Below are 22,175 nucleotides of genomic sequence, written 5' to 3'. Positions count from 1 at the left end.
TCACGGCGAACCCGTGAGGCCGCTGTCTGCGTGCAGCCCTCATCTCCAGAGCAAAAGTCGGCAGCTGCATCCCCGCGCACCGCCTGGGGTGCCTATCTTCCTGTCGGCGTGCGTGTACGCGCCCGAACCGCTCTTCGATCCGGTGATGAGGCATCGACCCATCGGCCTGTGGATAAAGCTGGCCTCCAGTGAACGTCCCAGATTTCGCCCCCCCACGATCCATGCTGCCGTCGCCGCAACCGTTTCCGCCATCGCCGCATCACTTACACCACGCAACGAGAACACGCAGCGAAGATCGACCCGGCCACCGTCAGGTCGAACCTGCACCGATCCAGCCTCGCAGCGCCGTCCTGTCGACCACCGATCCGGAAACTGCCTATGAAGACGATGCCTGCTTTGTTCGCCCTGTTGCTGTCCGTCCCCGGCCTGGCCATGGCCGAGGAATGCAAGAACACCTCGGACTACGAGCGCGCCCGCGCCGTGGTCCAAGACCTCAGCCGCATCGTCGCCCCGAACGGGGTCCAGGAAGCCTATGCCGTGCGCATCGGCGGCATCGACCAGTGGCTCAACGTGCGCGGCCAGGACAAGGCCAACCCCATCCTGCTGTTCGCCCACGGCGGCCCGGCCTCGCCGCTGATCCCGACGATGTGGCAGTTCCAGCGTCCGATGGAGGAATTCTTCACCGTGGTCAACTGGGACCAGCGCGGCGCCGGCAAGACCTTCGCCTCCCACGATCCGCAGGCTTATGCCGACACCCTGCAGGTCGAACGCTATGCCGACGACGCCATCGAAATCGCCGAGTACGTGCGCAAGCGCTACGGCAAGCGCAAGGTGGTGCTGGCCGGCCACAGCTGGGGCACCATCGTCGCGATGACCGCGGCGCTGAAGCGGCCGGACCTGTTCCATGCCTACCTCGGCGTGGGCCAGGCCATCAACGTGCGCGAGAACGAGCGCATCAGCTTCGACTACGGCATGCAGCAGGCCAAAGCCCACGGCAACACCGAAGCGGTCAAGGAGATGGAGGCGATCGCACCCTACCCCGGCGACCAGCCGATCACCCGCGAACGCATCATTGCCGCACGCAAGTGGTCGCAGTACTACGGCGGCATGACCGCCTACCGCGACGAGTCGCTGTACTTCTACCGCGCCCCACTGCTGTCGCCCGAGTACAACGACTGCGACCGCGCCGCGGTCAACGGCGGCAACGAGTTCAGCCTCGGCCGCGTGCTGCCGGAATTCGTCACCGTCGACTTCAGCAAGGTCCGCGAATTCCCGATCCCGGTGGTGATGTTCATGGGCCGCCACGACTACACCACGCCGTCGCAACCGACCGCGGACTGGCTGGCCCAGGTCAAGGCGCCGTACAAGCAGGGCGTGTGGTTCGAGCACTCCTCGCACATGATCCAGTGGGAAGAACCCGGCAAGGTCCTGGCCAGTCTGTTGCAATACGTGCGACCGCTGGCCAAGGACGACGCCAAGCAGTGACCGCTGCGCATGCGGGCCGGCGCGCTGCCGATGCGGCCGCCGGCCCCGATCGCGGGTCCATGGCCGACCTGCGCCCCGATCCACGTTGCCTACCCATAGCCACAGGGCTACAGGGAAGATCGCAATGTCGGCCGTGGACCGATCGAAAAACATCCTCATCTTCGCCGATGGCACCGGACAGGCCGGTGGGCTGCGGCCCGACCAGCGTCTGAGCAACGTTTACAAACTGTACCGGGCCACCCGCAACGGCCCCGAGAGCCCGATCGACCCGGCCGAGCAAGTCGCCTTCTACGACGCCGGCCTGGGCACCGACGCCGATGCCGGCCACGTCCGCCTGCGTTTCCTGCGCACCCTGCGCAAGTTCTTCAGCTCGGCGATGGGCACCGGCATCAGCACCAACATCGTCGAATGTTATGCGGCGATCTTGAAACACTACGAGCCCGGCGACCGCATCTATCTGTTCGGTTTCAGCCGCGGCGCCTACACCGCGCGCTGCGTCGGCGGCGTGCTCAATCTGTGCGGCGTGCCCACCCACGGCGCGGACGGCAAGCCGATCCCGCGTTACGGACGCGGCCTGATGCGGGTCGCGCGCGAGGCGGTACTGCAGGTCTACGAGCACGGCGCCGGCAAGGACCGCGGCAAGTACGAGCCCGAACGCAAGGAGAAAGCCCGGCGCTTCCGCCTCAAGTACGGCTGCGATATCGACGGCCAGTCGAACGTCGTGCCGTATTTCATCGGCGTGTTCGACACCGTTGCCGCGCTCGGGGCCAAGGGCCTGCTGCGCTTCGTCATGGTGTCTCTGCTGGTCGCGCTGACCATCCTGCTGCCTTGCGCCGTCCTGTACGGCTTCGATCTGGGGCGTTACATCGTCCCCTACCTCGGCGGGTTGGTCTTGGCCGGCGTCTATCAGTTGTTCAAGCAACACTACCGGTCGATCCGCGACTTTCCGAACCCGGGCGATTTTCGCTGGCATTTCGCCGGCTGGCGTTCGGGCTTCTACGACCGGCTGCTCGGCCGTCGCGTCCGTTACGCACGCCATGCGCTGTCCATCGACGAGCGCCGCGCCGATTTCGCCCGCGTCGAATGGGGCGTGAAAGGCCAGCACGTCGCGCACGAGCCCGGCGAGCCGGAGTGGCTGCGCCAGGTCTGGTTCGCCGGCTGCCATTCCGACATCGGCGGCAGCTACGACGAAGACGAATCGCGGCTGTCCGACATCGCCCTGTCGTGGATGCTGGAACAGACCGCCGAACTGCCGCACCCGCTGCTGGTCGATCGCAGCCGCCTGCACCTATTCCCTTCCGCGGCCGGCATGCAACATTGCGAGATCCAGCGCATGCTCGATCGTTACCCGGACTGGGTCCCGCAGGGGTGGCGCATCGCCTGGAAAGCCAAGTCGCGGATCGAGGCGCGCGGCGCACCGCTGCATCGCAGCGTGTACGAACGCTTCGACCTGGCCTCCGTGCGCCACTGCGGCGAGGTCCGTCCCTATCGGCCGGACTCGTTGGCCCTGGACGTGCGGCTGACCCGTTACTACGCGGTCGCCGAGACCGCCTCGTGCCCGGAGTCGCTGCCGCACGAAACTTGACAGCATCGACATTCTTATCGAGCCTACGCGCCCACATACGGAGGTGATCGATATGCATGTTCGACCGGCGGCCCTCGCGGCCATGGCCATCCTGGGCCTGTGCGCTCTTTCCGCCCATGCACAGACCACCGTGCTGAGCTACAACGAAATCGCCGCCGAATACGCCGCGAACCCCGAGGCCGCGGGGAAGAAGTACGACGGACGCCGTCTGGCCTTCTCGGGTCAGCTGATGCGCATGGGCTCGGAGCCCGGCGGCACCTACTTCGGCGCGATCGCCGAGGACGGCGCGGTGTTCGACACCGCCTTCGAAGTCGCCGAGCAGGAAGCGCTGAAGGCCAAGTTCGAGGGCAACGAGATCCAGCCGTTCCAGAAATCCTCGACCCTGGTGTTCGAGTGCACGAACGAAGGCCAGGTCGGCACCGTCGTGCAGGGTCTCAAGCTGACCAAGTGCCGCGCCGCGGAGTAAACCGCCACGCACTGGAAGCGAACCAAGCCGGGCTCCCATGGAGCCCGGCTTTTTTATCGCCTCAAGTCAGCAACGCCCCGGAGATAGGAGCGGCGCGAGCTGCGGCCGCGCAGCCACAGCGACCGCGCCGCCATCACGGAAGCGACGATGGAATCGATCACGAGCGCCTACCCATCGGCTCATCCCCTGCGACACCCCTGCCTTACAGTGCACGAGGACATGCCCCGGACCGAAGCGGTTCGCTCGCCGGCCATGTCCTGTCGCCCCGGGGTCTCTCGATCGTGCCGAAACGAACGTCCGCAGCCGCACAGCGGCCTGGGGCGCGTCCGCTCGCGCAATCGGGGCACGGCGCGTCATCGCAAGCCTCTCGATCATCACACCAAGGAGTTGGTATGAAGCATACGCAATTGAAAAAGACCGCCCTCGCATCGCTGGCGCTGTCGCTGGCACTGCCCGCCGCCGCGCAGACCACCCTGCGGGTCCCGGCGGACTACCCGACCATCCAGGCCGCCATCAACGCCGCCGTCGCCGGCGACACCGTGCTGGTATCGCCGGGCAGCTATCCCGAACGCCTCAATTACGACGGCAAAGCCATCACCGTGATCAGCGAGGGCGGCCCGGCGACGACCATCATCGACGGCGGCAACAGCGGCAACGTGTTGGTATTCGACAGCGGCGAAGGCCCGGCCTCGCGCCTGGAAGGCTTCACCGTCAAGAACGGCCGCGCCAGCTTCGGCGCGGGCATCGACATCCTGGCCGCCTCGCCGAGCATCGTCGGCAACATCTTCGACACCAACACCCAGACCGCGGGCGGCTACGGTGCGGCCATCGGCGGCAACGGCTCCTCGGCGCTGATCGAGCGCAACATCTTCCGCAACAACAGTTGCGACACCCAGCATTTGTCCGGCGTGATCACCTTCGTCAACGGTTCGTCGCCCGACATCGTCAACAACCTGATCGTCGACAACCCATGCCGCGCGATCACCATGACCCTGCCGAGCGGCAACAGCCCGCAGGTGTCCAACAACACCATCGTCGGCAACCGCACCGGCATCAAGGTCAGCGCCCAGGTCAACTCGACCCTGCACCTGTACCAGAACAACATCCTGGCCGGCAACGCGGTCGGTTTCGAGATCACCAACGGCACCCCGGCGAACCATCCGCTGTTCAAGAACAACCTGGTCTTCAACAACACCAGCAACTACGTCGGCGTCGCCGACCAGACCGGCATCAACGGCAACCTTTCCGCGGACCCGTTGTTCGTCGCCCCCACCATCGGCAACTACCACATCGCCGCCGGCTCGCCCGCCGTCGACGCCGGCGCCACCGCCGATTTCCTGCCCGAAACCGACATCGACGGCGAAAAGCGCGTCATCGACGGCAACGGCGACGGCGTGCGCACGGTCGACATCGGCGCCGACGAACTGAAGGTGCTGTACCCGCCGGTCGCCGACTTCAGCCTGGCCGCCGCCGAGCTCAAGGTCAGCTTCACCGATACCTCGACCGACCGCGACGGCGTCATCGCCTCGCATCTGTGGGACTTCGGCGACGGCAGCCAATCGACCCAGGCCCATCCCGAACATACCTATCTCGAAAACGGCACCTACACCGTCACCCTGACGGTGACCGACAACGACGGCGCCAGCCACAGCGTCAGCAAGCAGGTCGCGGTGAGCGGCAAGACGTTCTTCGAGAACGCCGGCGACTACCCGATCCTCGACCTGCGCAGCGTGGAAAGCCCGATCGTCGTCAGCGGCGTCTCCGGCAATGCGCCGGCCACGCTGAAAGTAGCGGTCGACATCAAGCACACCTTCATCGGCGACCTGCGCGTCGACCTGGTGGCGCCGGACGGCACCCGCTACACCCTGCACAACCGCGGCGGCGGCAGCGCCGACAACATCATCAAGACCTATACCGTGAACGCTTCCAGCGAAGCGGCCAACGGCACCTGGAAGCTGCTGGTCAACGACAACGCCCGCGCCGACGTGGGCAAGATCGACTCGTGGAGCCTGCAGTTCTGATGAATACCGCCGCTTCGGCGGCGCGACGGATACGGTCCGGGCTTTGATGGCCGGCCGTACCGGGAGGGGCGCAGCGAGCCGATTCGCTGCGCCCCTTTCTCTTTTGCTCGAAAGGCGAACCTGGCCTCGCATCGCTGCCCGGCATCGCCCATAGGTGCAATACCCAAGCTCACCCCACAGGTCCAGCATCGGCCCGATCCGGCGTTCGTCGCCGTCGAGCCGAAACCCTGGGGAGGGAAGCACTCATGCTCCGCACCGCGCTGAAGTGGGTTTGCCACGGTCCGTCCGATTCCGCCTTCGATTCGACCCGCGCCGCGGGCCTGACCCTATCGGCCCTGCTGCCGATGCTGGGCGCGCTCGCCTTGCTGGCGCCCTCCACCGCTCGGGCGCTGGATTGCGGCAGCAACAACGGCTACACCTGCCAAGGCACGGCTTCTCAGTACGCGGGCGGTTTCAGCCCCGGCGTGGGCAGCGGCGGCTTCGGCGGCGGCGATTGCATCGCCACGCGCACGCCGGTCGTATTCGTCTCCGGCAACGGCGACAGCGCGCTCAGCTTCGACATGCCGCCGGCGGCGGTCACCGGCTACGCCACACCGGCCCATTCGATGTACGACGAGCTCAAGGCGCGCGGCTACAACGACTGCGAGCTGTTCGGCGTGACCTATCTGGATGCGGAGGAACGCAGCTCGCCGCAGTACAACTATCATCAGCCGGCCAAGTACCAGATCCTCAAGACCTTCATCGACAAGGTCAAGACCTACACCGGCCGCGGCCAGGTCGACATCGTCACCCATTCGCTGGGCTCGTCGATGTCCCTGGCGATGCTGCGCTACTACGGCTATCAGGCCAGCGTGCGCCGCTTCGTCAATATCGGCGGCGGGCTGCGCGGCCTGCAGACCTGCCTCAGCACCGGCTATCAATCGCCGTATGCGCCGACCTGCAATGCCGAGGCCTATGTTTTTCCGTACGACTACTACACCTTCGGCCTTTACCCGAGCAGCGGCGTCGCCTACTACGGCTATAACCGCTGGACCGGCAGCGGCAGCAACAGCCTTCGCGCCGTGCCGGCGATGTACAGCGGGATCGCGTTCTACACGATCACTGCCGGTCTGCACGACCAGGTGCAGTGCTTCACCACCAGCTACTCGGCCGGTTGCAGCAGCGGCGCGCTGTTCAACCCCGCCAGCAACGTCAAGGCGCAAGTCGACATCGGCGTGGGCAGCACCGCCTATGCCTACGATTGGGATTGGAGCGACGGCAGCCCCTACAACGCCGGCGGCGGCGACACCAGCAACGGCGTCGGCCACTTCCGCTCCAAGACCAACGCCGGCCGCATCGTCTACAACATGCTGGCGACGACCTGCACGACCGGCTGCGCGAACGGCTATGTCGGTGTGAACGGGCCGGCAGTGAATCGCTAGAAGCACCCAGACGGCGGAACCGTGATGGACCGCCGCGTCGAGCCCGATCGAGCGTGGGCCTTTACGACGGCGGGTTACCGTTTCCGCCGCCTGCGCCGCGGCTGTAATGCAGCAAGCGCCCGCGATGCGGAGGCAGGTCCGTGTCGTTCATCGGGCAGCGCCGCTCTTCCACCGAATAGCCCTGCGCCAGCATCAGGCGGGTGAAACGCGCGCTGTTGCCGCGGCCGGGATCGGTGATCAGCACCTGCGCATCGTCGAAGGCGTGACGAGCGATGACCTCGCCGATCAACTCGGCCTGATCGCGCTCGTACAGCACGTCGCTGGCGATGATCAGGTCGAAGCGGCCGAGCGTGGGCAGCGGCGTGTCCCAACGCAGTTGCCGGTAATGCACCGCCGGCAGTTGATTCAATGCGGCGTTGTAGGCCAGGAAGGGTTCGGTGAGCGGATGCACGTCGCTGGCGACGATGTTCGCCCCGCGCCGCTGCAACACCAGGCTGGCCAGGCCGATGCCGCAGCCGAGTTCGAGGATGCGTTCGCCATGGATGGCGAAACGGTGCATGGCCTGCGCCAGCAATTGCCCGGCCGGCCAGACCTGCCCGAACAGGCTCCATTGCGCGGCGGAAATGCCGAGGCGTTCGCCGTGGCCATCGGGATCGCTGAACTGCTGCAGATCGCTCAACACTCGCAAGCCCCAGGCGTCGCCGCCTACGGTCAGGGAAAGTTGTCGGGTGGTATAGCCGGGCAAAAGCCGCTCCCAAGTGGGCGTCCCACTGGATCAGGGCGATGACGCGTGAAAGGGAGCGAAGCGAGCGATCAAGGATCGGTCGGGCGAGACGCGCGATTGGAACGGCTTACGAGTTGCATCCTACACCTGTGCGGGCGGTCGCGAGGCCGAAAGCCTGAACCGAGCGTCGGCCGCGACGCGCATTGCCTGACCCAGCCGGCACAGGCCGACCGGCGCCTGCTCACTCAGCGGCAGGCTGCGCTTGCGCGAAGGCCGCTTCGCGACGACCCGTGTCCTCCGCCGGCTCGAAACTGCGACCGCCGGCCCGACTTCGTCATCGGCCTGGCCGCCCCGCTCCCCTCACTACGTCCATCCCGAAGAAGCGCTGTATCGACGGTCGTGATCGGCGATCTCAGCGCTCTGCATCGTTCAACGACCGAGAGATGGCCGCCGACTTCGAAGATGCCCGCCGCGAAGATGCTCGATGCCCGTCGACATCCAAGCCGGGCCGCATCGACGCGATACGAGAAGGCGGAACAAAGCGCTCGGCAAACCATGCAGCCGATTACGGATCGCCCACGAACCAGGAGGACTGCAGGATGCGCTATACACGCCGCGAATTTCTGACCACCACCGCCGCCGCGCTCGGCAGCTCGATGTTGCCGTTCGGCTCGGCCCTCGCCGCCGGCGCCGAAGGGCCGGACAAGGCCGCGCGCTGGCGTCGTTACGACGTCGCCACCCCGGAAGGCCAGAAGATGCTGGTCAGCTACGCGCGCGGCATCGAAGCCATGCTCAAGCTGCCTCCCGAAGATCCGCTCAACTGGTTCCGTAACGCCTTCACCCATTTCCTCGATTGCCCGCACGGCAATTGGTGGTTCTATGTCTGGCACCGCGGTTATGTGGGTTATTTCGAACGCGCCATCCGCAGGCTCAGCAACGATCCGAATTTCGCCATGCCGTTCTGGGACTGGACCCGCCATCCGGAAATCCCCTCGGGCATGTTCGATGGCGTCCTCACTCCTGTCGACGGCGCCTATTCGCCGTATACCGGCAACCTGGCGAAGTTCACCTCCTTCATCAAGCCCTCGCTCGAGAAGTACTGGAATTCGCTGTCGACCGCGCAGCGCACGCAGTTGCAGTCGCGCGGTTATTCGACCTTCGACCAGGTCTGGAACGACGTCACCGGTTACAACGTGGCGCAAAAGACCGGCATCTCCGGCAACCAGGCCTTCGTGGTCACCTGCGCTGCGCGCTACTTGTCGCGATCCAATCCCAAGCTCGACGAGAAAACGACTTACGACGTCTCCCCGCACGTCATCGATTCCGGGCTGGCGCCGACCCTGTTCTACGATCCCAGCATCAGCAACAGCTTCGCCAGCTCGAAGACCGCCACCCATCTGGTGCAGCCCGACGGCTCGACCCATTTCTCGATCCTCGAAGGCTTCCCGCACAACAAGGTGCACAACTACATCGGCGGCGTCGGCCCGATCGACCCGGGCCCCTACGGCAACATGACCAACTTCCTGTCGCCGGTGGACCCGATCTTCTATCTGCACCACTCGAACATGGACCGCCTGTGGTATCTGTGGACGAAGAAACAGTTCTTGGCCGGCTTGCCGATCCTGCCGACCGGCAGCGATTCGAACACCTTCCTGAACGAGCCCTTCTTGTTCTACGTCGGCGGCGACGGCGGCTTCGTCGGCCCCAGCAAGGCCGGCGACTACGTCAGCACGACCGCTTTCGACTACGACTACGGCCCGGGCTACGGCAGCGAACTGCCAACGCAGCCGAAGTTGCAGGCGTCGGCGGAACGGTTCGGTTCGATCAAGGGCGCGGTCGAAGCGAATGCGGCCTCGGTGACCTTGCCGGCGGCGCTGGTAAAACGCCATCTGGCCGATACCTTGCCGGCGCCGTTGATCGCCGAGGTCACTTTCGACCGCCCGGACGGATTGGCGCTCGCGCGCGAGTTCGACGTGCTGGTCAACGCGCCGGCCGACGTCGGCCAGGTCGACGCGAACAGCCCCTACTACGCAGGCACCATCGCCTTCTTCGGCTCGACCATGCCGAACATGGCGATGTCGCACTCGGCCACGTTCGCCGTGCCCTTGCGCAAGACCTTGCAGGCGTTCTCCACCGCCGAAGGCGCCAGCACCCGCTTGAACATTCGTTTGGTGCCCTCGGGCCCGCAACCGGCCGACCCGGTGCCGGTCAAAGCCGTTTCGATCACCTCGGGCGGCTGATCGGGCATGTCTCGCGGCCTCGTCGCCGTCGTCTTCGCACTCGCCCTGCTGATCGCACAGGGCGGATGCGCGGCGGGCCGCGATTACACCGGCCTGACGCTGCCGCATCCGCCGAAACCCGGCGAGCGCGCCTTCCTCGAAGTGGAGTTGGGCGCGCTCCCCAGCGGGCATGAGGTCGAAGTGAGCAGCGACACTGGGCGCAGGCTGGGGGTGATCTCGCCCCATGCCATCCGTCCCGGCCGCGGCGCCGGCACCTATACCCTGCCGCTGCCCGCCGATGCGGTTCGCGACGCGCCGTTGCGTGTGCGGATCCGTATCACCCGCGCGGACGCCGCGCCGCGCGAGGCGTCCGCCGATGAAGTACGCGGCGTACGGGTGATCCTCAGCGGCGACCAGGGCCCCTGAGCGCACGCTCAGCATCTGCTCCGGTTGCAGCGACTCGGTCGCGGCGAATCAATCGACTCAGTCAGTTGACTCGAATCGCCTCGCCGCCGCACTCGCCGTCGGGTTGCAACTGGCGCAATTCGCACTCGATGTCCCAAGCATCGCCGTGGACCGCCAGGAAACGGCGCGTGTGCGCGATCGCCTCTTCCTTCGAGTTCGCCTCCAGCAAGGCATAGCCGCCGATCACTTCCTTGCTTTCGGTGAACGGACCGTCGGTGGCGGTGATCTTGCCGCCGCGCAGGCGCAGGCGCACGCCGTCGGAACTCGGGGTGAGACCGGCGGTGCCGATCAGCACCCCGGCGCGGGTCATCTCTTCCATCAACTTGCCCATGTCGGCCATCAACTGCTCGGTAGGCGGTTGGCAGGTGGTCTCGTTGATCCGGATCATCGAAAGAAAGCGCATGCAGGTCTCCTGGTGGTCGCATCGATGGAGCGCGGCCGCCGGAACTTCCGGCGCTTGAAACCCGCTCCTGTCAGGACGACGAACCAGCGGGGTGGAAATCGACACGCCCGCGGAAATCGATGCAGGGCCGGGACAGGCCGGCCCAGAGCCGCTCAGGCCCTACCCACTTGAGGCCGCCGCGGAGGGCGGCCCTCGTAACTTGCGGCACCGGCCGAGACCGGCGCCGGGCGCTCAGGCCTGGTGAGCCAAGGCGAAATCGATGGCTGCGCGCACCGCTGCCGCCTGCGCGGCATTGCACTGCTCCGGCGTGGCGCGCGGGCTGTCGGGATAGACCTCGGTGGTGGTGCGATAGCGGGCATCGGTGATGCCGGCGCACAGGCCGAGCGACTTGACCGGGTAATTGATCACTCCGTGCGCAACCACGGTCGAGCCGATGATCTCGCCCTGGGCGTCGGCCGGGGCGATATGGGTGACTTTCTCGACCGCGGCGATCACCGCCTGCTGGAACTCGGGTTGCGGGTCTTCGCTGTCGCCGACCAGATAGAAGCCGTCGGGGATTTCGCCGGGCTCGTAGGGCTTGCCGTCGCGCGCGGCCAAGGCCGGGCGGAACTCGGACTCGTCGCTGTCGGTGGTTTCGTGCAGGTCGATGTGCATCAGCACCTCGGTGCGCACCGGCGCGACCAGGCGCATCAGCGCCGCCGATTCCTCGGCCGGGCTGTTTTCGCGGAACGAGCGGTTCGGGTCGATCGCATCGGCGTTCCAACGGTGGATGCGCTCGTAGGCCCAGGGGCTGATGCAGGGCGCGACCAACAGATTGATCCGGCCGGCATAGTCGGCGGCATGGCGCTCGACGAATTCCAGCGCGCCGTGCACACCGCTGGTTTCGTAGCCGTGCACGCCGCCGGTAACGAGCATGCAGGGCAAGCCGTCCTGCCAGTCGCGGCTCTTGATCGCGAACAAGGGATAGCTGTCCGGGGCGTAATCGAGGCGACCGTACTCGACCACGTCGAAACGCGAGCGCAGACGCTCGATCGCGCTGACCACGTCGGCCTGGTAGCTGCGATGGCGGACCTGGCTGGAACGCCATTGCGCGACTTCCGCCGCGCCCCAGGCTTGTCCGGGCGTGCCGATCGGGTAAAAAGCTGGTGCGGTCATCGCGTCGCTCGCTCTGGTGCGTGATGGAAAGGCCGGTATTTTAGCACCGGCCCGGGTGGCGGCCGGTCAAGCGGGCTCCGGCCTCCCTGCACGAAACCCAGGGCAGGCGATGAGCCGTCGAAAAAATTCGCGCCGGAACCAAACACCGTGTCGATTCGTCGGCGCCTCGTTCGTCGAATTGGCACAAGGGCGAAAACCGACCGCCCCAACCAACCACTCCAGGAGCCGTACCGATGTCCTTCCAGGCCTATCTCGACAATATCCAGACCAAGACCGGCAAGACCCCGGCCCAGTTTCGCTCCCTCGCCAAAAGCAAGGGTTTCGCCGACGCCAAGGGCCTGAAGCCGGGCATTAAGGCCGGCGACATCATCGCCTGGCTGAAGCAGGACTTCGAACTCGGGCAAGGCCACGCCATGGCCATCGTGGCCCTGCTCAAGGGCAGCAAGAAGGAAGGCGACAAGTAAGGCTCTGCCGTCCGCAGGCACCGGCAAGACGAGGAGCGCATGAGGCCCGACCGGGCCTCAGATCGAAGCCCTGCCCGACAGGGCTCGACTCGACAAAGCACTCGCCTCGAGCGGGACGACGGAACCCCAACGACGGAACCAACGACGGAGCCAGGGCGGGAATTCGGCGAACCGCGCCCGGCTTCGCGCGATTTATGCGGCCTCGAAGAACATCAGATAGACCAGGCGGCCGTTCTGCAGGCTGTCGCCGAAGCCCGCGCCGGCGGTATGCCACAGCCACGGCCTCAGCAGGATCAGGCGATTGAAGCGCATCGGCACCGTCATCGTCGTCTCCCAGCAACTGTCGTCTAGGCCGTCACGCTCGATGATGTCCTGATGGGCCTCGTCGATCGAGGCATACCCCAGCTCGGCCAGCTCGCGCTCGTTCATCGGGCGGCGATCGGTGTTGGTGCGGCGATGGCGGAAGAAATCGGTGCCCCCGCGGCAGTCCTCGGGACGGCTGAGGTAGAGCACGCCGGACCAATAACCGGGGTCGACATGAACCTTGCCGCGGCCCTGGTCAGAGCCCAGGGTAATGCGGAATTTCGCGTGCGACCCCAGCGGCGAGATCACCTTGAGACGTTCGCCGACGATGCTGGACACGTACTGGGCCAGGCCGTCCAGCTCGATCCGTTCCAGCGAATTGCGCCCCGGGAACGCGCCCTCCTGATCCGGATACGTCAGGCGCAAGGCCGCGTCGCGCAGCCCGTTCGCGTGCTCGAAGAAGTCGTCGACAACGATCAGGGAAGTGGGCATGTCAGCGGCGGGACGATCAATGAGGGGACGAAGCCGGAAAGGATGAAGCGGCTCAGGGCGGAACGGGAGCGGTCGACAAAGTCAGCAGGCCGCCGGCGAACAGACGATGGCCGGCTTCGATCCGTTCCATCTCCTCCGAAGCCAGGTCGGCGCAGCGCTGCCCCAGCAACTGCGTCGCCAGCGCGACCGTCTCCGGCCGCAGCGTGGTGCTCGCATAGTCGTTCAGGCTGCGGCCGCTCGGGTCCAGACTACGCACCAGCGGGCTCAGTTGCACCTGCAGCGTTTCGAAATCCGGCTCGGGCGGCAAAGGATGCTCCAGACGGTCCAGCGCCGCCAGCAAGCTACGCTCGAACGCCGCGACCGACCAGCGCTCGTCGATCAGCGCGGCCCCGCGCCGGCATTGCCCGGCGATCGCGTCGCGCTGGCCGAGGTCGCCGAGGATGCGTTCGGCGACGCAGCGATACGCCGCCGGGTCTTGCCGGCCGTCGGCCTGCGCCGCCATCGCCGGCGTTTCCAGCACGGTGATGCCGTTGCCGGGCGGCAGCAGGAAACGGTTGTTGCCGACGCCGTTGGTATAGACCGGGCAGCCGTTGTGGACCGATTCCAGCACGTAGAAACCGAACGGTTCGGGAAACCGGTTATAGGCCAGGGCGAAGTGGCTGGACCGCATCAGGCGGAACAAGGCGCGCTGGTTGAGGTTCGGCACCGGCACGAAGTAGTCGTCGCAGGAGCGGCCGCTCCCGGCCAACATCGCGTCCATCGCCCGGCGGGCGTCGAGGGTCAGCGACGACTCCGAGACCAGCAACTTGATGCCCTTCGCGCTCGGGCCGCCGCGCAGTTCGTTGAGCCAATACATCACGCTCAAAGTGGCGAACCAGTCCTGCTTGCCCGGCTGCAACGCGTGCCCCCAGACCAGGTCGCCCTCGATCCGGCGCAGGATCTGCGGCGGGATGTCGGCGCCGTAGCCGAAACCCGGGTGGCCATCCGGGCTTTCGACGCAGGGCACCGGCAGTTGCAGGCTGGTCAGGGCGCGCATGCCGTGCGGGTTGAGACAGCTGCGGCGGTGCCAGTTGGGAAAGGCGAAGGTCGCGTGCAGGGTGCGTTCGAGATAAGGCGAGTTCGCGCAATGCAGATCGATGTCGCGCGAGGTCATCCACACGCCGGTACCGTAGGCCAGGCCGTGGTACAGCATCAGGTTGCGCCGGGACCAGCCGCGGCTCGGTGCGCGGATCGAGGTGCCCGCGCCGTCGAACAGGGCCACATCCGGCGCCGACGAAGCATCGAGCGCGGCCAGGCGCGCGCTCAGCGCGAACGGTAGCATGGCCTCTTCGCCCAGGTCGCTGCGCGGCGGCTCGAACGCGCGCACCCGCCAGCGATGACGGGCGAGGATCGTGCCGATCGTATCGTTGACGTAGCCGACCGAGCCGTGAAACGGCGGACCGCCGGTCTTCGACAGCATCAACGCGATAGAGCCGGCCATTCGTACATCCCTGTGCTGGTGAAGTTCGGCGACGAGCGCGGCTGCGGCCCTCGTCCTGGCCGAACCTCCCGCGCGCGAAGCAGCGAGAACATTGGACAGAACAGGTGCGGCACCGGCCGATCGAAGGCCGCGCGCACACCTCTTGGGCGCATTGTACAAGGCCCTCTTGAGCGAACCGAGACTGCCAAGTGGGCCTTGACAGTAGATGCGGACCGAAGGCTTTTGGTTGTAAGGCAGAGATACCGCTGCTGCGTGGCTGCGGATACGACCCGGCACCCCGTCGACGAACAGCGACCGCGCAGCAAAGCAACATCGCGCCAACGCCCCCGGCCGCCGTCAACGCACTCAGGCATAGCGCACAGCGACGACCGCCAACACCGCGTAACGCGCGGTCTTGGCGATGCTCACCATCAGCAGGAACACCCGCAGGCGCTCGCGCATCACCCCGGCGGCGAGCGTCAACGGGTCGCCGACGATCGGCAGCCAGCTCAACAGCAACGTCCACTTGCCGTAACGGCCGTACCAGGCGCGGGCGCGCGCCAGCGCCGCCGGCTTGACCGGAAAAAATCGGTGATGGCTGAAACGCACCGCTTCGCGCCCGAGCCACCAGTTGACGGTCGAGCCGAGCACGTTGCCGATGCTGGCCACGAGCACCAACAACCACGGCGTATAGCCGGCCACGACCATTCCCGCCAGCAGGGTTTCCGATTGCGCAGGCAACAAGGTGGCGGCGACGAACGCGGTAAGGAACAGTCCCAGATAAGCCATCGCGCGCATTCTAGCGTCGCCGCCGCGGCCCTTCGCGCGCCAGGCCGGTTGTACGGCCCAGGCGGCGGTATCGCCGGTAATGCAACGGGGCAGACTTTCTTCGTCCCGGACGGACTCGAAAGCTGCCCCGCTGTCTCGCAAGTATCGGTCGTGCGGCGTNACGCCTCGGCGCTCAGCTCACCAGATCCGCACTCATCAAATCTGTACTTATCAAATCAGTACTTATCAAATCAGTACTTATCAAATCCGCACTTATCGAATCCGTGCTCACCAGATCCGCACGCGCTTGTCCGGCGCAAGGTACATCGCGTCGCCCGGCTTCACGTCGAACGCGCGATACCACGGATCGAAATTGCGCAGCGGGCCGTTGGCGCGGTACTGCGAAGGCGAATGCGGGTTGGTCTTGATCTGGTTGAGCAGCGCTTCGTCGCGGTACTTGCCCTTCCAGATCTGGCCCCACGACAGGAAGAAACGCTGGTCGCCGCTCAAACCGTCGATGACCGGCGCCGGCTTGCCGCCGAGGCTGAGCTGATAGGCGGTGTAGGCCATCGAGATGCCGCCGACGTCGCCGATGTTCTCGCCCATGGTCAGCGCGCCGTTGACGCACTGGCCCGGCAACGGGCAAAACTCGTTGTACTGGGCGCCGAGGGCCTGGGTGCGCTGCTCGAAACCGGCGCGGTCGGCATCGGTCCACCAGTTGCGCTGGATGCCGGCGTAGTCGGACTTGCTGCCCTGATCGTCGAAGCCGTGGCCCATCTCGTGGCCGATCACCGCGCCGATGCCGCCGTAGTTCACCGCCGGGTCGGCGTTGAGATCGAAGAACGGCGCCTGCAGGATGCCGGCCGGGAACACGATCTCGTTGAAGGTCGAGTTGTAATAGGCGTTGACCGTCTGCGGCGTCATGAACCACTCGTCTCGGTCCGGGCGGGTGCCGATGCGGCGGACCTGGTCGTTACGGCCGTAGCGGCGCAGTTGCATGACATTGGCCATCAGGTCGCCCGGGACGATGGCGACGCTGCCGTAGTCGCGCCACTTGTCCGGATAGCCGACCTTGGGACGGAAGCTGGCAAGCTTGCGGTAGGCCTCGGCCTTGGTGCCCTCGCCCATCCAGTCGATCTTCTCGATATTGCTGCGCAGGGCCTTGCGCAGGTTCTCCACCAAGGTCTGCATCGCGGCCTTGGCCTGCGGCGAGAAATGGCGCTCGACATACAGCTTGCCCATGGCATCGCCGAGGCCGTCGCTGCCGGCGACCGTCGCCACCGCGCGTTTCCAATCGTCGCGCTGGGCCTTCTGGCCGCTCAACACCGTGCCGGTGAAGGCGAACGAGGCATCGTCGATCTCGCGGCTCAGCAGTGGCGCATTGTTGCGCACGGCGTGGAAGCTCAGGTAATCGCGCCACACCGGCAAGGGCGTGGCGGCGATCGCGTCGAGCACCGGCTGCACCGCGCTCGGAGTGATCACGTTGACCCGGTCCAGCGTCGGCATGCCCTGCGCCTTGACCTGTGCGGCCCAGTCGTAACCCGGGTATTGCTTGGCCAGTTCGGCGAAAGTGGCGACGTTATAGGTCTTGTCGCGGTCGCGCAGCTTGGCGCGCTCCCACTGCGGCTTGGCCAGTTCGGTCTCCAGCGCCAGCACCGCCTGTGCGCGCGCCTTCGCATCGCTCACCCCGGCAAAACCGAGCATGCGCTCGATGTGGGCCAGATACGCCGTCCGGATGCCGACGAAGCGCGCGTCCTGGTTGAGGTAGTAGTCGCGGTCCGGCAGGCCGAGGCCGCCGACGCGCAGGCCGACCAGGTACTGGTCCGGGTCCTTGCGGTCCAGGTCGACGCCGAAACGCAGCGGCGCGGTGGTGCCGTCGAGGTCGGTGCTGCCGAAGGCGGCGACCAGCGCGTCCTTCGAGTCGATCGCGGCGATGCGGTCGAGCACCGGCTGCAGCGGGCGGATGCCGGCGGCGTCGCGGGCGGCCCGGTCCATGTAGCTGGCGTAGTAGTCGCGCAGCTTCGATGCGTCGCTGCCCGGCGCCAGATCCTTGCGCTGCTGCAGCGATTCGATGATCGCGTGCACCTGCGCCTCGGACTGGTCGCGCAGCATGTTGAACGAGCCGTACGAGGTCTCGTAGTCCTTCAGCTGATAGGTATCGAGCCAGTGGCCGCTGACATAGCGATTGAAATCGTCGCCGGGCTTGACCTTGGTGTCGCGCGCCGACATGTCGACGCCGAAGCTGCCGAGTCGGGGCTGCCCCTTGCCTGCGGCGCCGGCCGCGGAACTTGCCGTGGAACCGGCGGCGTGGACGGAAGGAATAGCCAGCGCGGCGGCAAGCGCCAGGCCCAGGCTCAAACGTGAAGGCTTCATATGCGGTCCCCGCTGGAAAGGCCGCAGCCTAGCGCAGCCCGGCCGGCCTGTCGTAGGCCGATGGTTTGGGGGGCGCAGTCATCAGCCAGGATTGGCACAGATGGCCGTGATGGCCGCCGGCATAAGTCCTGGCGTCACGGGTTTCCAGCCTATCCGGCCTGATCGCGGCCTGGTCCGGTCCCCGCGACCGAACCCGAGGCCTGGCGGTTCTTTTGGCCGCGATCGGCCTGCCGCGCTATCGTTCCGTCCCACGCTTGGGCGCATCCCCGCTTCGTCGCCTGCGCGCCTGCCGATCACTGCCCCAAGGAAACACCTGCCGTGCCGCACTACTCCGGTCCCCTGCTTACCCGCCCCGACGCCGAAACACTGCTGGCCGCGCGCGCCGCCGGCATCGGCGCCTGGACCGGCTCGTTGGATCTGGGGCGTTCGACCGGCGAGGCGCGACTGGAAGCGGAAGCCTGGATCTGGCGCGATCAGCGCTATCGGTATCCGTCCAAGCTCAAGGACCGCACGATCTACCATTGGGACGGCGACGACTTCGCGCCGGTGTCGCGCTTCTCCGGCTCGCTGATCAAGCTGGTGCCGACCGAATGGGGTGCGCCGACCTTCGAGATCGACGGCATCAAGATGCTGCCCACCTCGAAGGCATCGCCGATCGACGATGCGCAGCGCAAGGTCGCCTTGGTCGAACCGCGCGGCAAGGTCGTGCTGGACACCTGCGGCGGCCTGGGCTATTTCGCCGCCTGCTGCCTCGAAGCCGGCGCTGCCCAGATCCATTCGTTCGAGAAGAACGAAGACGTACTGTGGCTGCGCACCCTCAACCCGTGGTCGCCCGACCCGGACGCAGCCGCCAGCGGCGGCCGCCTGCGAGTGACCCATGCCGACGTCTCGCAGGCCATCGCGCGGATCGCCGATGCCTCGGTCGACGCCCTGCTCCACGACCCGCCGCGATTCGGCATCGCCGGCGAGCTGTACTCGCAAACGTTCTACGATCATCTGGCGCGGGTGCTGCGCCGCGGTGGACGCCTGTTCCATTACACCGGCAGCCCGAACAAACTCACCAGCGGCCGCGATGTACCGCGCGAAGTGGCCAAGCGGCTCGACAAGGCCGGGTTCAAGGCCGAACTGGCGCTGGACGGTGTACTGGGCATTCGACGCTGAACCGAACACCGCGACCGAACCGATCGGACCTCAGTCGCGACCGCCGTCCGCACCTAGCGCGGCGGACAGACCGCTGCCGCAATGGCATCCAATTGCATCGTTCATCGACCGCGCCGACTCGACGCGCAGCGACGCCATGTGCGTCGGCCGATCCTTTCTACTTCGCTAACGCTGACTAACCTTGGCTAACGGCCGATCAACTCGCTGCGTGGTCATCGACCCGGCTCATCGCCCGTCAATCGGCTGAGCGAGCGAATTTCATCGCGATTTCCCGGCCTGCGGACCTTCCCGTTTCCTGCCGAACCTCGGCAACTCGCGAATCCCGATTCGCGGACCAACAGCCGTCTCACAAGAAACGCGCAGCAAAACAGCAGGATACGAACCGGCAGGTTTCCGAAAGGCGGGCCGCAGCTCTCGCCGTCAAGGTGATCGCCGACGCATCGCAATCCATTCCGCCTCTCGATCCGCCGTTGTTCGGACGGGTGTCGAGGAGAAGGAGCGGCGATGCGAGGCCGCTCGGACGCGGTCACACCCCATACCCGCGAGGATTGTTCAATGGACTACTTCATCCTGCCCGACCCCATCGCAGACAACGAGTTCGACTCGCCATCGGCCCTCGCGCTTGCCTTGTCCGGGAACGACGATGCCGCCGCTGCGGACCACGCGAAGCCGCTGCTGGACCGGGGACAGGTCGTTCTCGACAACGAACTGCTGCGTCGGCTACGGCAAAGCCGCCTGTTGAGCCAACAGGACCTCGCCGACGACTGTTGGCGGCGCAACATCCGCGTGTCCATCGCCACGATAAAACGGGCCGAATCCGGCCGCGCCGTGCGTTTCCGCATCGCTCACGAGCTGGCCCGCTGCTTCGACGTGCCGGTCATGCGGATCGTTCGCGCCGCGCCGATCGCACTCGCAGGAAGCGACGGCCAGTAAGGCGCCCTGCTTCCGCAGGAACGCGATGGAACTGATACCTGCGTGAGCCGTTATTGAAACCATTTCGACGAGTGCCTTCACGAATACTGCGGTTGCAGCGTTTGTTCGCGCGGAGGTGACGATGCATGGCACCTCCCTCCGAATCGCACAGGGGGAACGCAATACCTGACGACCAACCGCCGCAGACAAGCGAACACCGTTTCATTCACTCCGCAACATCACTCACACCGGAAAGGGAATATCCACATGGCAACCGCGATCAAAGTAAGCGCCTGCGACAACGAACTCTACATCGTCGCATCGACCGGAGCCGGCACCTCCGAGATCCTCCATATCACCTCCGGCTACAACGACCCGGTGAGCTACGCCGTCAACCTGAACTCGATCCTGCCGCCCGGCAAGTACGACCTGACCATGGTCGGCATCAACTGGGGCGGCCCGGCGAAGTTCGCCGTCACCGTCGGCACCACGCCGTACACCTACAACAACGCCAGCGCACCGGTCGGCGCGGTTTGGACGCAGACGGTGTCGGTCACGGTCTAAACCGTTGATCGGGTAATCCTGAGGACGCAATGGGGTCTGCCACGGATATCGGCAGGCCGCATTGCGTCCACACGGATGATTGACGCAAGAAGCGACGCATTCAGGACAAGTTCGCAACGACGATTTGCGAAGGAACTCGCAGCATGCGCCCTGCTCCGCCGCCAGCGGCAGCGATCGCGCGCAGCAAACATTCATCCGCCCATGCTCTGCAGCGGCCGCCCGTGCTCGCCTCAACGCCGGCCGTGCTCGCATCCTGCCCGCCATCGCACTGTTGGTACGGAGGTTGGGAATGAGGTTGAAGCAAAGCAAGAGCACGACACGCACGTTCGTCCTGTGCTCGGCCCTGGTCCTGGGTATCGCGTCATCGGTGGCGACCGCAGCCGAATCGGTCGGAAACACCACCGAGATCGACCACGCCCTGTTGTGGGGACGCGACATCGATCAGATCAGCGCGGTCATGGCGGTCAAGCTCGGATTCCAGGTCAGGCCGGGGCGCAGTGCCGCAGGCGTGGCCAATCGCTATGTGCGGATGGCCGATCGCAGCTATCTGGAGTTGTTCGGGATCCTACGGGCGGATGCCGAGTTGGACCCGGGCATGCAGGCCGACCAGGCCTCGCTGCGCGGTGGCGCGGGCTCGCGGACCTTCGGCCTGCGCTCGTCGATCCTCGACCAGACACATAAATTCCTGCAGCAACAGGCGTTCGTGCCGACGCCGATCTTCACCGCCTCGCTCACCGATCCCGATGGCGACGGCCCGGCCAGGCCGCCGCGCTGGCGCTTGTTCGCATTTGAACCGCAACCGCTGTCCAGCCACCTGTTCTTCATCGATTACGCCGCGCTGGATGCCACCCCAGGGCGCGTCTCCGACGAGCGCATCGCACCGCAGCACCCGAACGGTGCCCAGGCAGTGACTGGGTTATGGCTGCTCTCCTCGGACGCCGACGCGGATCGCAGACAGTTCGAGCGGATGGGCCTCGCCGGCGCTACGCCAGTGCGCATTCCGCAGATAGCGGCGCAAGGCTACTGCGTGCCGATGGGCGAGAAGCGAGTGCTCGCCCTGCAACCCGACGGCCCCGGCGTGGCTGCGCAGGCGCTGCACAGCGGCGGTCGCCAGATACTCGGCCTCAGCATCGCCGTGGCCGATATCGGGCTGGCGAAAAGGCGAGTCGAGCGCGGATACGAAACCGAACTCGCAAGCTACCGTGGGCTACTCGGCGAGGCCTTCCTGGCGTCGACCCAAAGCGACCTGGGGCTGCTGATCGAGTTTCATGCGTCGTCGCAGGCTGTTGCCTGCGCGAAGGCCCCCGGCTGAAGACTCCGGTCACAAACGGTCGGGTTCACATCGCCGAGGCCTGCGCGCACATCTTCCGGCGAATGGCCTCGGCGAGTGAACCTGCCCTCGCTCTCGATCGATCACGGCACCTCGCAGCGCCAGATCGAATCCGCGAGCCACAGGTTGGCCCGGGTGATGTGGTTGTAGATCTCTTCCAGCGGCGTGCCGGCCTGGGCCGTGCACTTGGCGACGGCATCGGCGCGGGCGTATTCCAGCGCGATGCCGGGGTCGTAGCTCTGGCCGTGCCCGCTGACAGTGACGATGCCGGCGACCGCCACGCCGGAAACGGACAAGCACAATGCCGATGCGACGAAGATGCAGGATCGCTTCATGCTCATGCTCCCGATACGGACTAGGACGCACGCATTCGACCCGAGCCTTGAGCAGGCGACCGTGAAGATC

General features: G+C 66.1%; 20 protein-coding genes. 12 read left to right on the top strand and 8 right to left on the bottom strand.

Going from position 1 to position 22,175, the window contains the following annotated elements:
- The first annotated feature begins 378 nt into the window (after window positions 1-378).
- The 5 genes from ACTJJK_RS10600 to phaZ7 all read left to right on the top strand — a co-directional run bounded on the left by ACTJJK_RS10600 (window position 379) and on the right by phaZ7 (window position 6,978).
- Window positions 379-1,485: an alpha/beta fold hydrolase gene (locus ACTJJK_RS10600; protein ID WP_440730169.1), complete on the top strand. Its 1,107-nt coding sequence runs from the start codon at window positions 379-381 to the stop codon at window positions 1,483-1,485.
- Between the two features lie 133 nt (window positions 1,486-1,618).
- On the top strand, window positions 1,619-3,070 hold the full coding sequence (locus ACTJJK_RS10595) for a DUF2235 domain-containing protein (RefSeq protein ID WP_440730168.1): 1,452 nt from the start codon (window positions 1,619-1,621) through the stop codon (window positions 3,068-3,070).
- A gap of 52 nt (window positions 3,071-3,122) precedes the next feature.
- Window positions 3,123-3,536 carry a hypothetical protein gene (locus tag ACTJJK_RS10590; RefSeq protein WP_440730167.1) on the top strand — a complete coding sequence of 138 codons (414 nt, stop codon included), beginning with the start codon at window positions 3,123-3,125 and terminating at the stop codon, window positions 3,534-3,536.
- 392 nt (window positions 3,537-3,928) lie between these two features.
- Window positions 3,929-5,557: a proprotein convertase P-domain-containing protein gene (locus tag ACTJJK_RS10585; RefSeq protein WP_440730166.1), complete on the top strand. Its 1,629-nt coding sequence runs from the start codon at window positions 3,929-3,931 to the stop codon at window positions 5,555-5,557.
- Window positions 5,558-5,802: 245 nt separating this feature from the next.
- Entirely contained in the window at window positions 5,803-6,978 is a 1,176-nt protein-coding gene (gene phaZ7, locus ACTJJK_RS10580; protein ID WP_051884244.1) for an extracellular native short-chain-length polyhydroxyalkanoate depolymerase PhaZ7, read from the top strand.
- Between the two features lie 61 nt (window positions 6,979-7,039).
- Here the strand turns inward: phaZ7 and ACTJJK_RS10575 are convergent, their stop codons facing one another.
- The gene (locus ACTJJK_RS10575) at window positions 7,040-7,723 is read right to left on the bottom strand and encodes a class I SAM-dependent methyltransferase (RefSeq protein ID WP_031370029.1); all 684 of its coding nucleotides are present in this window, start codon (window positions 7,721-7,723) and stop codon (window positions 7,040-7,042) included.
- A gap of 578 nt (window positions 7,724-8,301) precedes the next feature.
- Between ACTJJK_RS10575 and ACTJJK_RS10570 the strand changes: the two genes are divergently transcribed.
- Together ACTJJK_RS10570 and ACTJJK_RS10565 are read left to right on the top strand one after the other, a co-directional pair.
- Window positions 8,302-9,942: a tyrosinase family protein gene (locus ACTJJK_RS10570; protein WP_440730165.1), complete on the top strand. Its 1,641-nt coding sequence runs from the start codon at window positions 8,302-8,304 to the stop codon at window positions 9,940-9,942.
- A gap of 6 nt (window positions 9,943-9,948) precedes the next feature.
- Entirely contained in the window at window positions 9,949-10,347 is a 399-nt protein-coding gene (locus ACTJJK_RS10565; protein ID WP_440730164.1) for a hypothetical protein, read from the top strand.
- Window positions 10,348-10,408: 61 nt separating this feature from the next.
- Here ACTJJK_RS10565 and ACTJJK_RS10560 read toward each other — a convergent pair whose 3' ends face one another.
- Together ACTJJK_RS10560 and ACTJJK_RS10555 are read right to left on the bottom strand one after the other, a co-directional pair.
- Complete coding sequence (locus ACTJJK_RS10560) at window positions 10,409-10,789, bottom strand: YciI family protein (protein WP_440730163.1); 381 nt, start codon at window positions 10,787-10,789, stop codon at window positions 10,409-10,411.
- 231 nt (window positions 10,790-11,020) lie between these two features.
- Window positions 11,021-11,944 (bottom strand): M14 family metallopeptidase, encoded by a 924-nt coding sequence (locus ACTJJK_RS10555; protein WP_440730162.1) that lies wholly within the window; start codon window positions 11,942-11,944, stop codon window positions 11,021-11,023.
- A 233-nt stretch (window positions 11,945-12,177) separates the two neighbouring features.
- Here ACTJJK_RS10555 and ACTJJK_RS10550 point away from each other — a divergent pair, with 233 nt between their 5' ends.
- A complete protein-coding gene (locus ACTJJK_RS10550) occupies window positions 12,178-12,408 on the top strand; it encodes a DUF4287 domain-containing protein (RefSeq protein ID WP_031370034.1) in 231 nt (76 codons plus the stop codon).
- A 192-nt stretch (window positions 12,409-12,600) separates the two neighbouring features.
- On the opposite strand, the gene ACTJJK_RS10545 is transcribed toward ACTJJK_RS10550, so the two are convergent.
- The 4 genes from ACTJJK_RS10545 to ACTJJK_RS10530 all read right to left on the bottom strand — a co-directional run bounded on the left by ACTJJK_RS10545 (window position 12,601) and on the right by ACTJJK_RS10530 (window position 17,803).
- The gene (locus ACTJJK_RS10545; protein ID WP_031370035.1) at window positions 12,601-13,203 is read right to left on the bottom strand and encodes a DUF6445 family protein; all 603 of its coding nucleotides are present in this window, start codon (window positions 13,201-13,203) and stop codon (window positions 12,601-12,603) included.
- A 52-nt stretch (window positions 13,204-13,255) separates the two neighbouring features.
- Window positions 13,256-14,683, bottom strand: coding sequence for a hypothetical protein (locus tag ACTJJK_RS10540; RefSeq protein WP_440730161.1), 1,428 nt, complete (start codon window positions 14,681-14,683; stop codon window positions 13,256-13,258).
- 345 nt (window positions 14,684-15,028) lie between these two features.
- Window positions 15,029-15,451 (bottom strand): YqaA family protein, encoded by a 423-nt coding sequence (locus ACTJJK_RS10535; protein WP_031370037.1) that lies wholly within the window; start codon window positions 15,449-15,451, stop codon window positions 15,029-15,031.
- Between the two features lie 267 nt (window positions 15,452-15,718).
- Window positions 15,719-17,803, bottom strand: coding sequence for a M13 family metallopeptidase (locus ACTJJK_RS10530; RefSeq protein WP_031370038.1), 2,085 nt, complete (start codon window positions 17,801-17,803; stop codon window positions 15,719-15,721).
- A gap of 318 nt (window positions 17,804-18,121) precedes the next feature.
- On the opposite strand from ACTJJK_RS10530, the gene ACTJJK_RS10525 reads away from it, so the two are divergent.
- The 4 genes from ACTJJK_RS10525 (at window position 18,122) to ACTJJK_RS10510 (ending at window position 21,752) form a co-directional block, all read left to right on the top strand.
- Window positions 18,122-18,964: a class I SAM-dependent methyltransferase gene (locus ACTJJK_RS10525; RefSeq protein ID WP_440730160.1), complete on the top strand. Its 843-nt coding sequence runs from the start codon at window positions 18,122-18,124 to the stop codon at window positions 18,962-18,964.
- 555 nt (window positions 18,965-19,519) lie between these two features.
- The gene (locus tag ACTJJK_RS10520) at window positions 19,520-19,897 is read left to right on the top strand and encodes a helix-turn-helix domain-containing protein (protein WP_152565994.1); all 378 of its coding nucleotides are present in this window, start codon (window positions 19,520-19,522) and stop codon (window positions 19,895-19,897) included.
- Window positions 19,898-20,143: 246 nt separating this feature from the next.
- Entirely contained in the window at window positions 20,144-20,440 is a 297-nt protein-coding gene (locus ACTJJK_RS10515; RefSeq protein ID WP_031370041.1) for a hypothetical protein, read from the top strand.
- Between the two features lie 289 nt (window positions 20,441-20,729).
- Window positions 20,730-21,752, top strand: coding sequence for a VOC family protein (locus tag ACTJJK_RS10510; RefSeq protein ID WP_440730159.1), 1,023 nt, complete (start codon window positions 20,730-20,732; stop codon window positions 21,750-21,752).
- A 101-nt stretch (window positions 21,753-21,853) separates the two neighbouring features.
- Here the strand turns inward: ACTJJK_RS10510 and ACTJJK_RS10505 are convergent, their stop codons facing one another.
- Complete coding sequence (locus ACTJJK_RS10505) at window positions 21,854-22,105, bottom strand: hypothetical protein (protein ID WP_440730158.1); 252 nt, start codon at window positions 22,103-22,105, stop codon at window positions 21,854-21,856.
- Window positions 22,106-22,175 lie beyond the last annotated feature (70 nt).

The sequence above is a fragment of the Lysobacter sp. 22409 genome, assembly GCF_052045105.1.
Taxonomy (GTDB): domain Bacteria; phylum Pseudomonadota; class Gammaproteobacteria; order Xanthomonadales; family Xanthomonadaceae; genus Lysobacter; species Lysobacter antibioticus_B.
Note: the sequence above shows the minus strand (reverse complement) of the source record. Positions and strands in the feature narration are given on the sequence as shown.

What these genes read in the sequence shown, in the direction of transcription:
- ACTJJK_RS10600 (WP_440730169.1), top strand. Translation starts at nt 379, where the DNA reads ATGAAGACGATGCCTGCTTTGTTCGCCCTGTTGCTGTCCGTCCCCGGC.
- ACTJJK_RS10590 (WP_440730167.1), top strand. Translation starts at nt 3,123, where the DNA reads ATGCATGTTCGACCGGCGGCCCTCGCGGCCATGGCCATCCTGGGCCTG.
- ACTJJK_RS10585 (WP_440730166.1), top strand. Translation starts at nt 3,929, where the DNA reads ATGAAGCATACGCAATTGAAAAAGACCGCCCTCGCATCGCTGGCGCTG.
- phaZ7 (WP_051884244.1), top strand. Translation starts at nt 5,803, where the DNA reads ATGCTCCGCACCGCGCTGAAGTGGGTTTGCCACGGTCCGTCCGATTCC.
- ACTJJK_RS10570 (WP_440730165.1), top strand. Translation starts at nt 8,302, where the DNA reads ATGCGCTATACACGCCGCGAATTTCTGACCACCACCGCCGCCGCGCTC.
- ACTJJK_RS10565 (WP_440730164.1), top strand. Translation starts at nt 9,949, where the DNA reads ATGTCTCGCGGCCTCGTCGCCGTCGTCTTCGCACTCGCCCTGCTGATC.
- ACTJJK_RS10560 (WP_440730163.1), bottom strand. Translation starts at nt 10,789, where the DNA reads ATGCGCTTTCTTTCGATGATCCGGATCAACGAGACCACCTGCCAACCG.
- ACTJJK_RS10555 (WP_440730162.1), bottom strand. Translation starts at nt 11,944, where the DNA reads ATGACCGCACCAGCTTTTTACCCGATCGGCACGCCCGGACAAGCCTGG.
- ACTJJK_RS10550 (WP_031370034.1), top strand. Translation starts at nt 12,178, where the DNA reads ATGTCCTTCCAGGCCTATCTCGACAATATCCAGACCAAGACCGGCAAG.
- ACTJJK_RS10545 (WP_031370035.1), bottom strand. Translation starts at nt 13,203, where the DNA reads ATGCCCACTTCCCTGATCGTTGTCGACGACTTCTTCGAGCACGCGAAC.
- ACTJJK_RS10540 (WP_440730161.1), bottom strand. Translation starts at nt 14,683, where the DNA reads ATGGCCGGCTCTATCGCGTTGATGCTGTCGAAGACCGGCGGTCCGCCG.
- ACTJJK_RS10535 (WP_031370037.1), bottom strand. Translation starts at nt 15,451, where the DNA reads ATGGCTTATCTGGGACTGTTCCTTACCGCGTTCGTCGCCGCCACCTTG.
- ACTJJK_RS10530 (WP_031370038.1), bottom strand. Translation starts at nt 17,803, where the DNA reads ATGAAGCCTTCACGTTTGAGCCTGGGCCTGGCGCTTGCCGCCGCGCTG.
- ACTJJK_RS10520 (WP_152565994.1), top strand. Translation starts at nt 19,520, where the DNA reads ATGGACTACTTCATCCTGCCCGACCCCATCGCAGACAACGAGTTCGAC.
- ACTJJK_RS10515 (WP_031370041.1), top strand. Translation starts at nt 20,144, where the DNA reads ATGGCAACCGCGATCAAAGTAAGCGCCTGCGACAACGAACTCTACATC.
- ACTJJK_RS10510 (WP_440730159.1), top strand. Translation starts at nt 20,730, where the DNA reads ATGAGGTTGAAGCAAAGCAAGAGCACGACACGCACGTTCGTCCTGTGC.
- ACTJJK_RS10505 (WP_440730158.1), bottom strand. Translation starts at nt 22,105, where the DNA reads ATGAAGCGATCCTGCATCTTCGTCGCATCGGCATTGTGCTTGTCCGTT.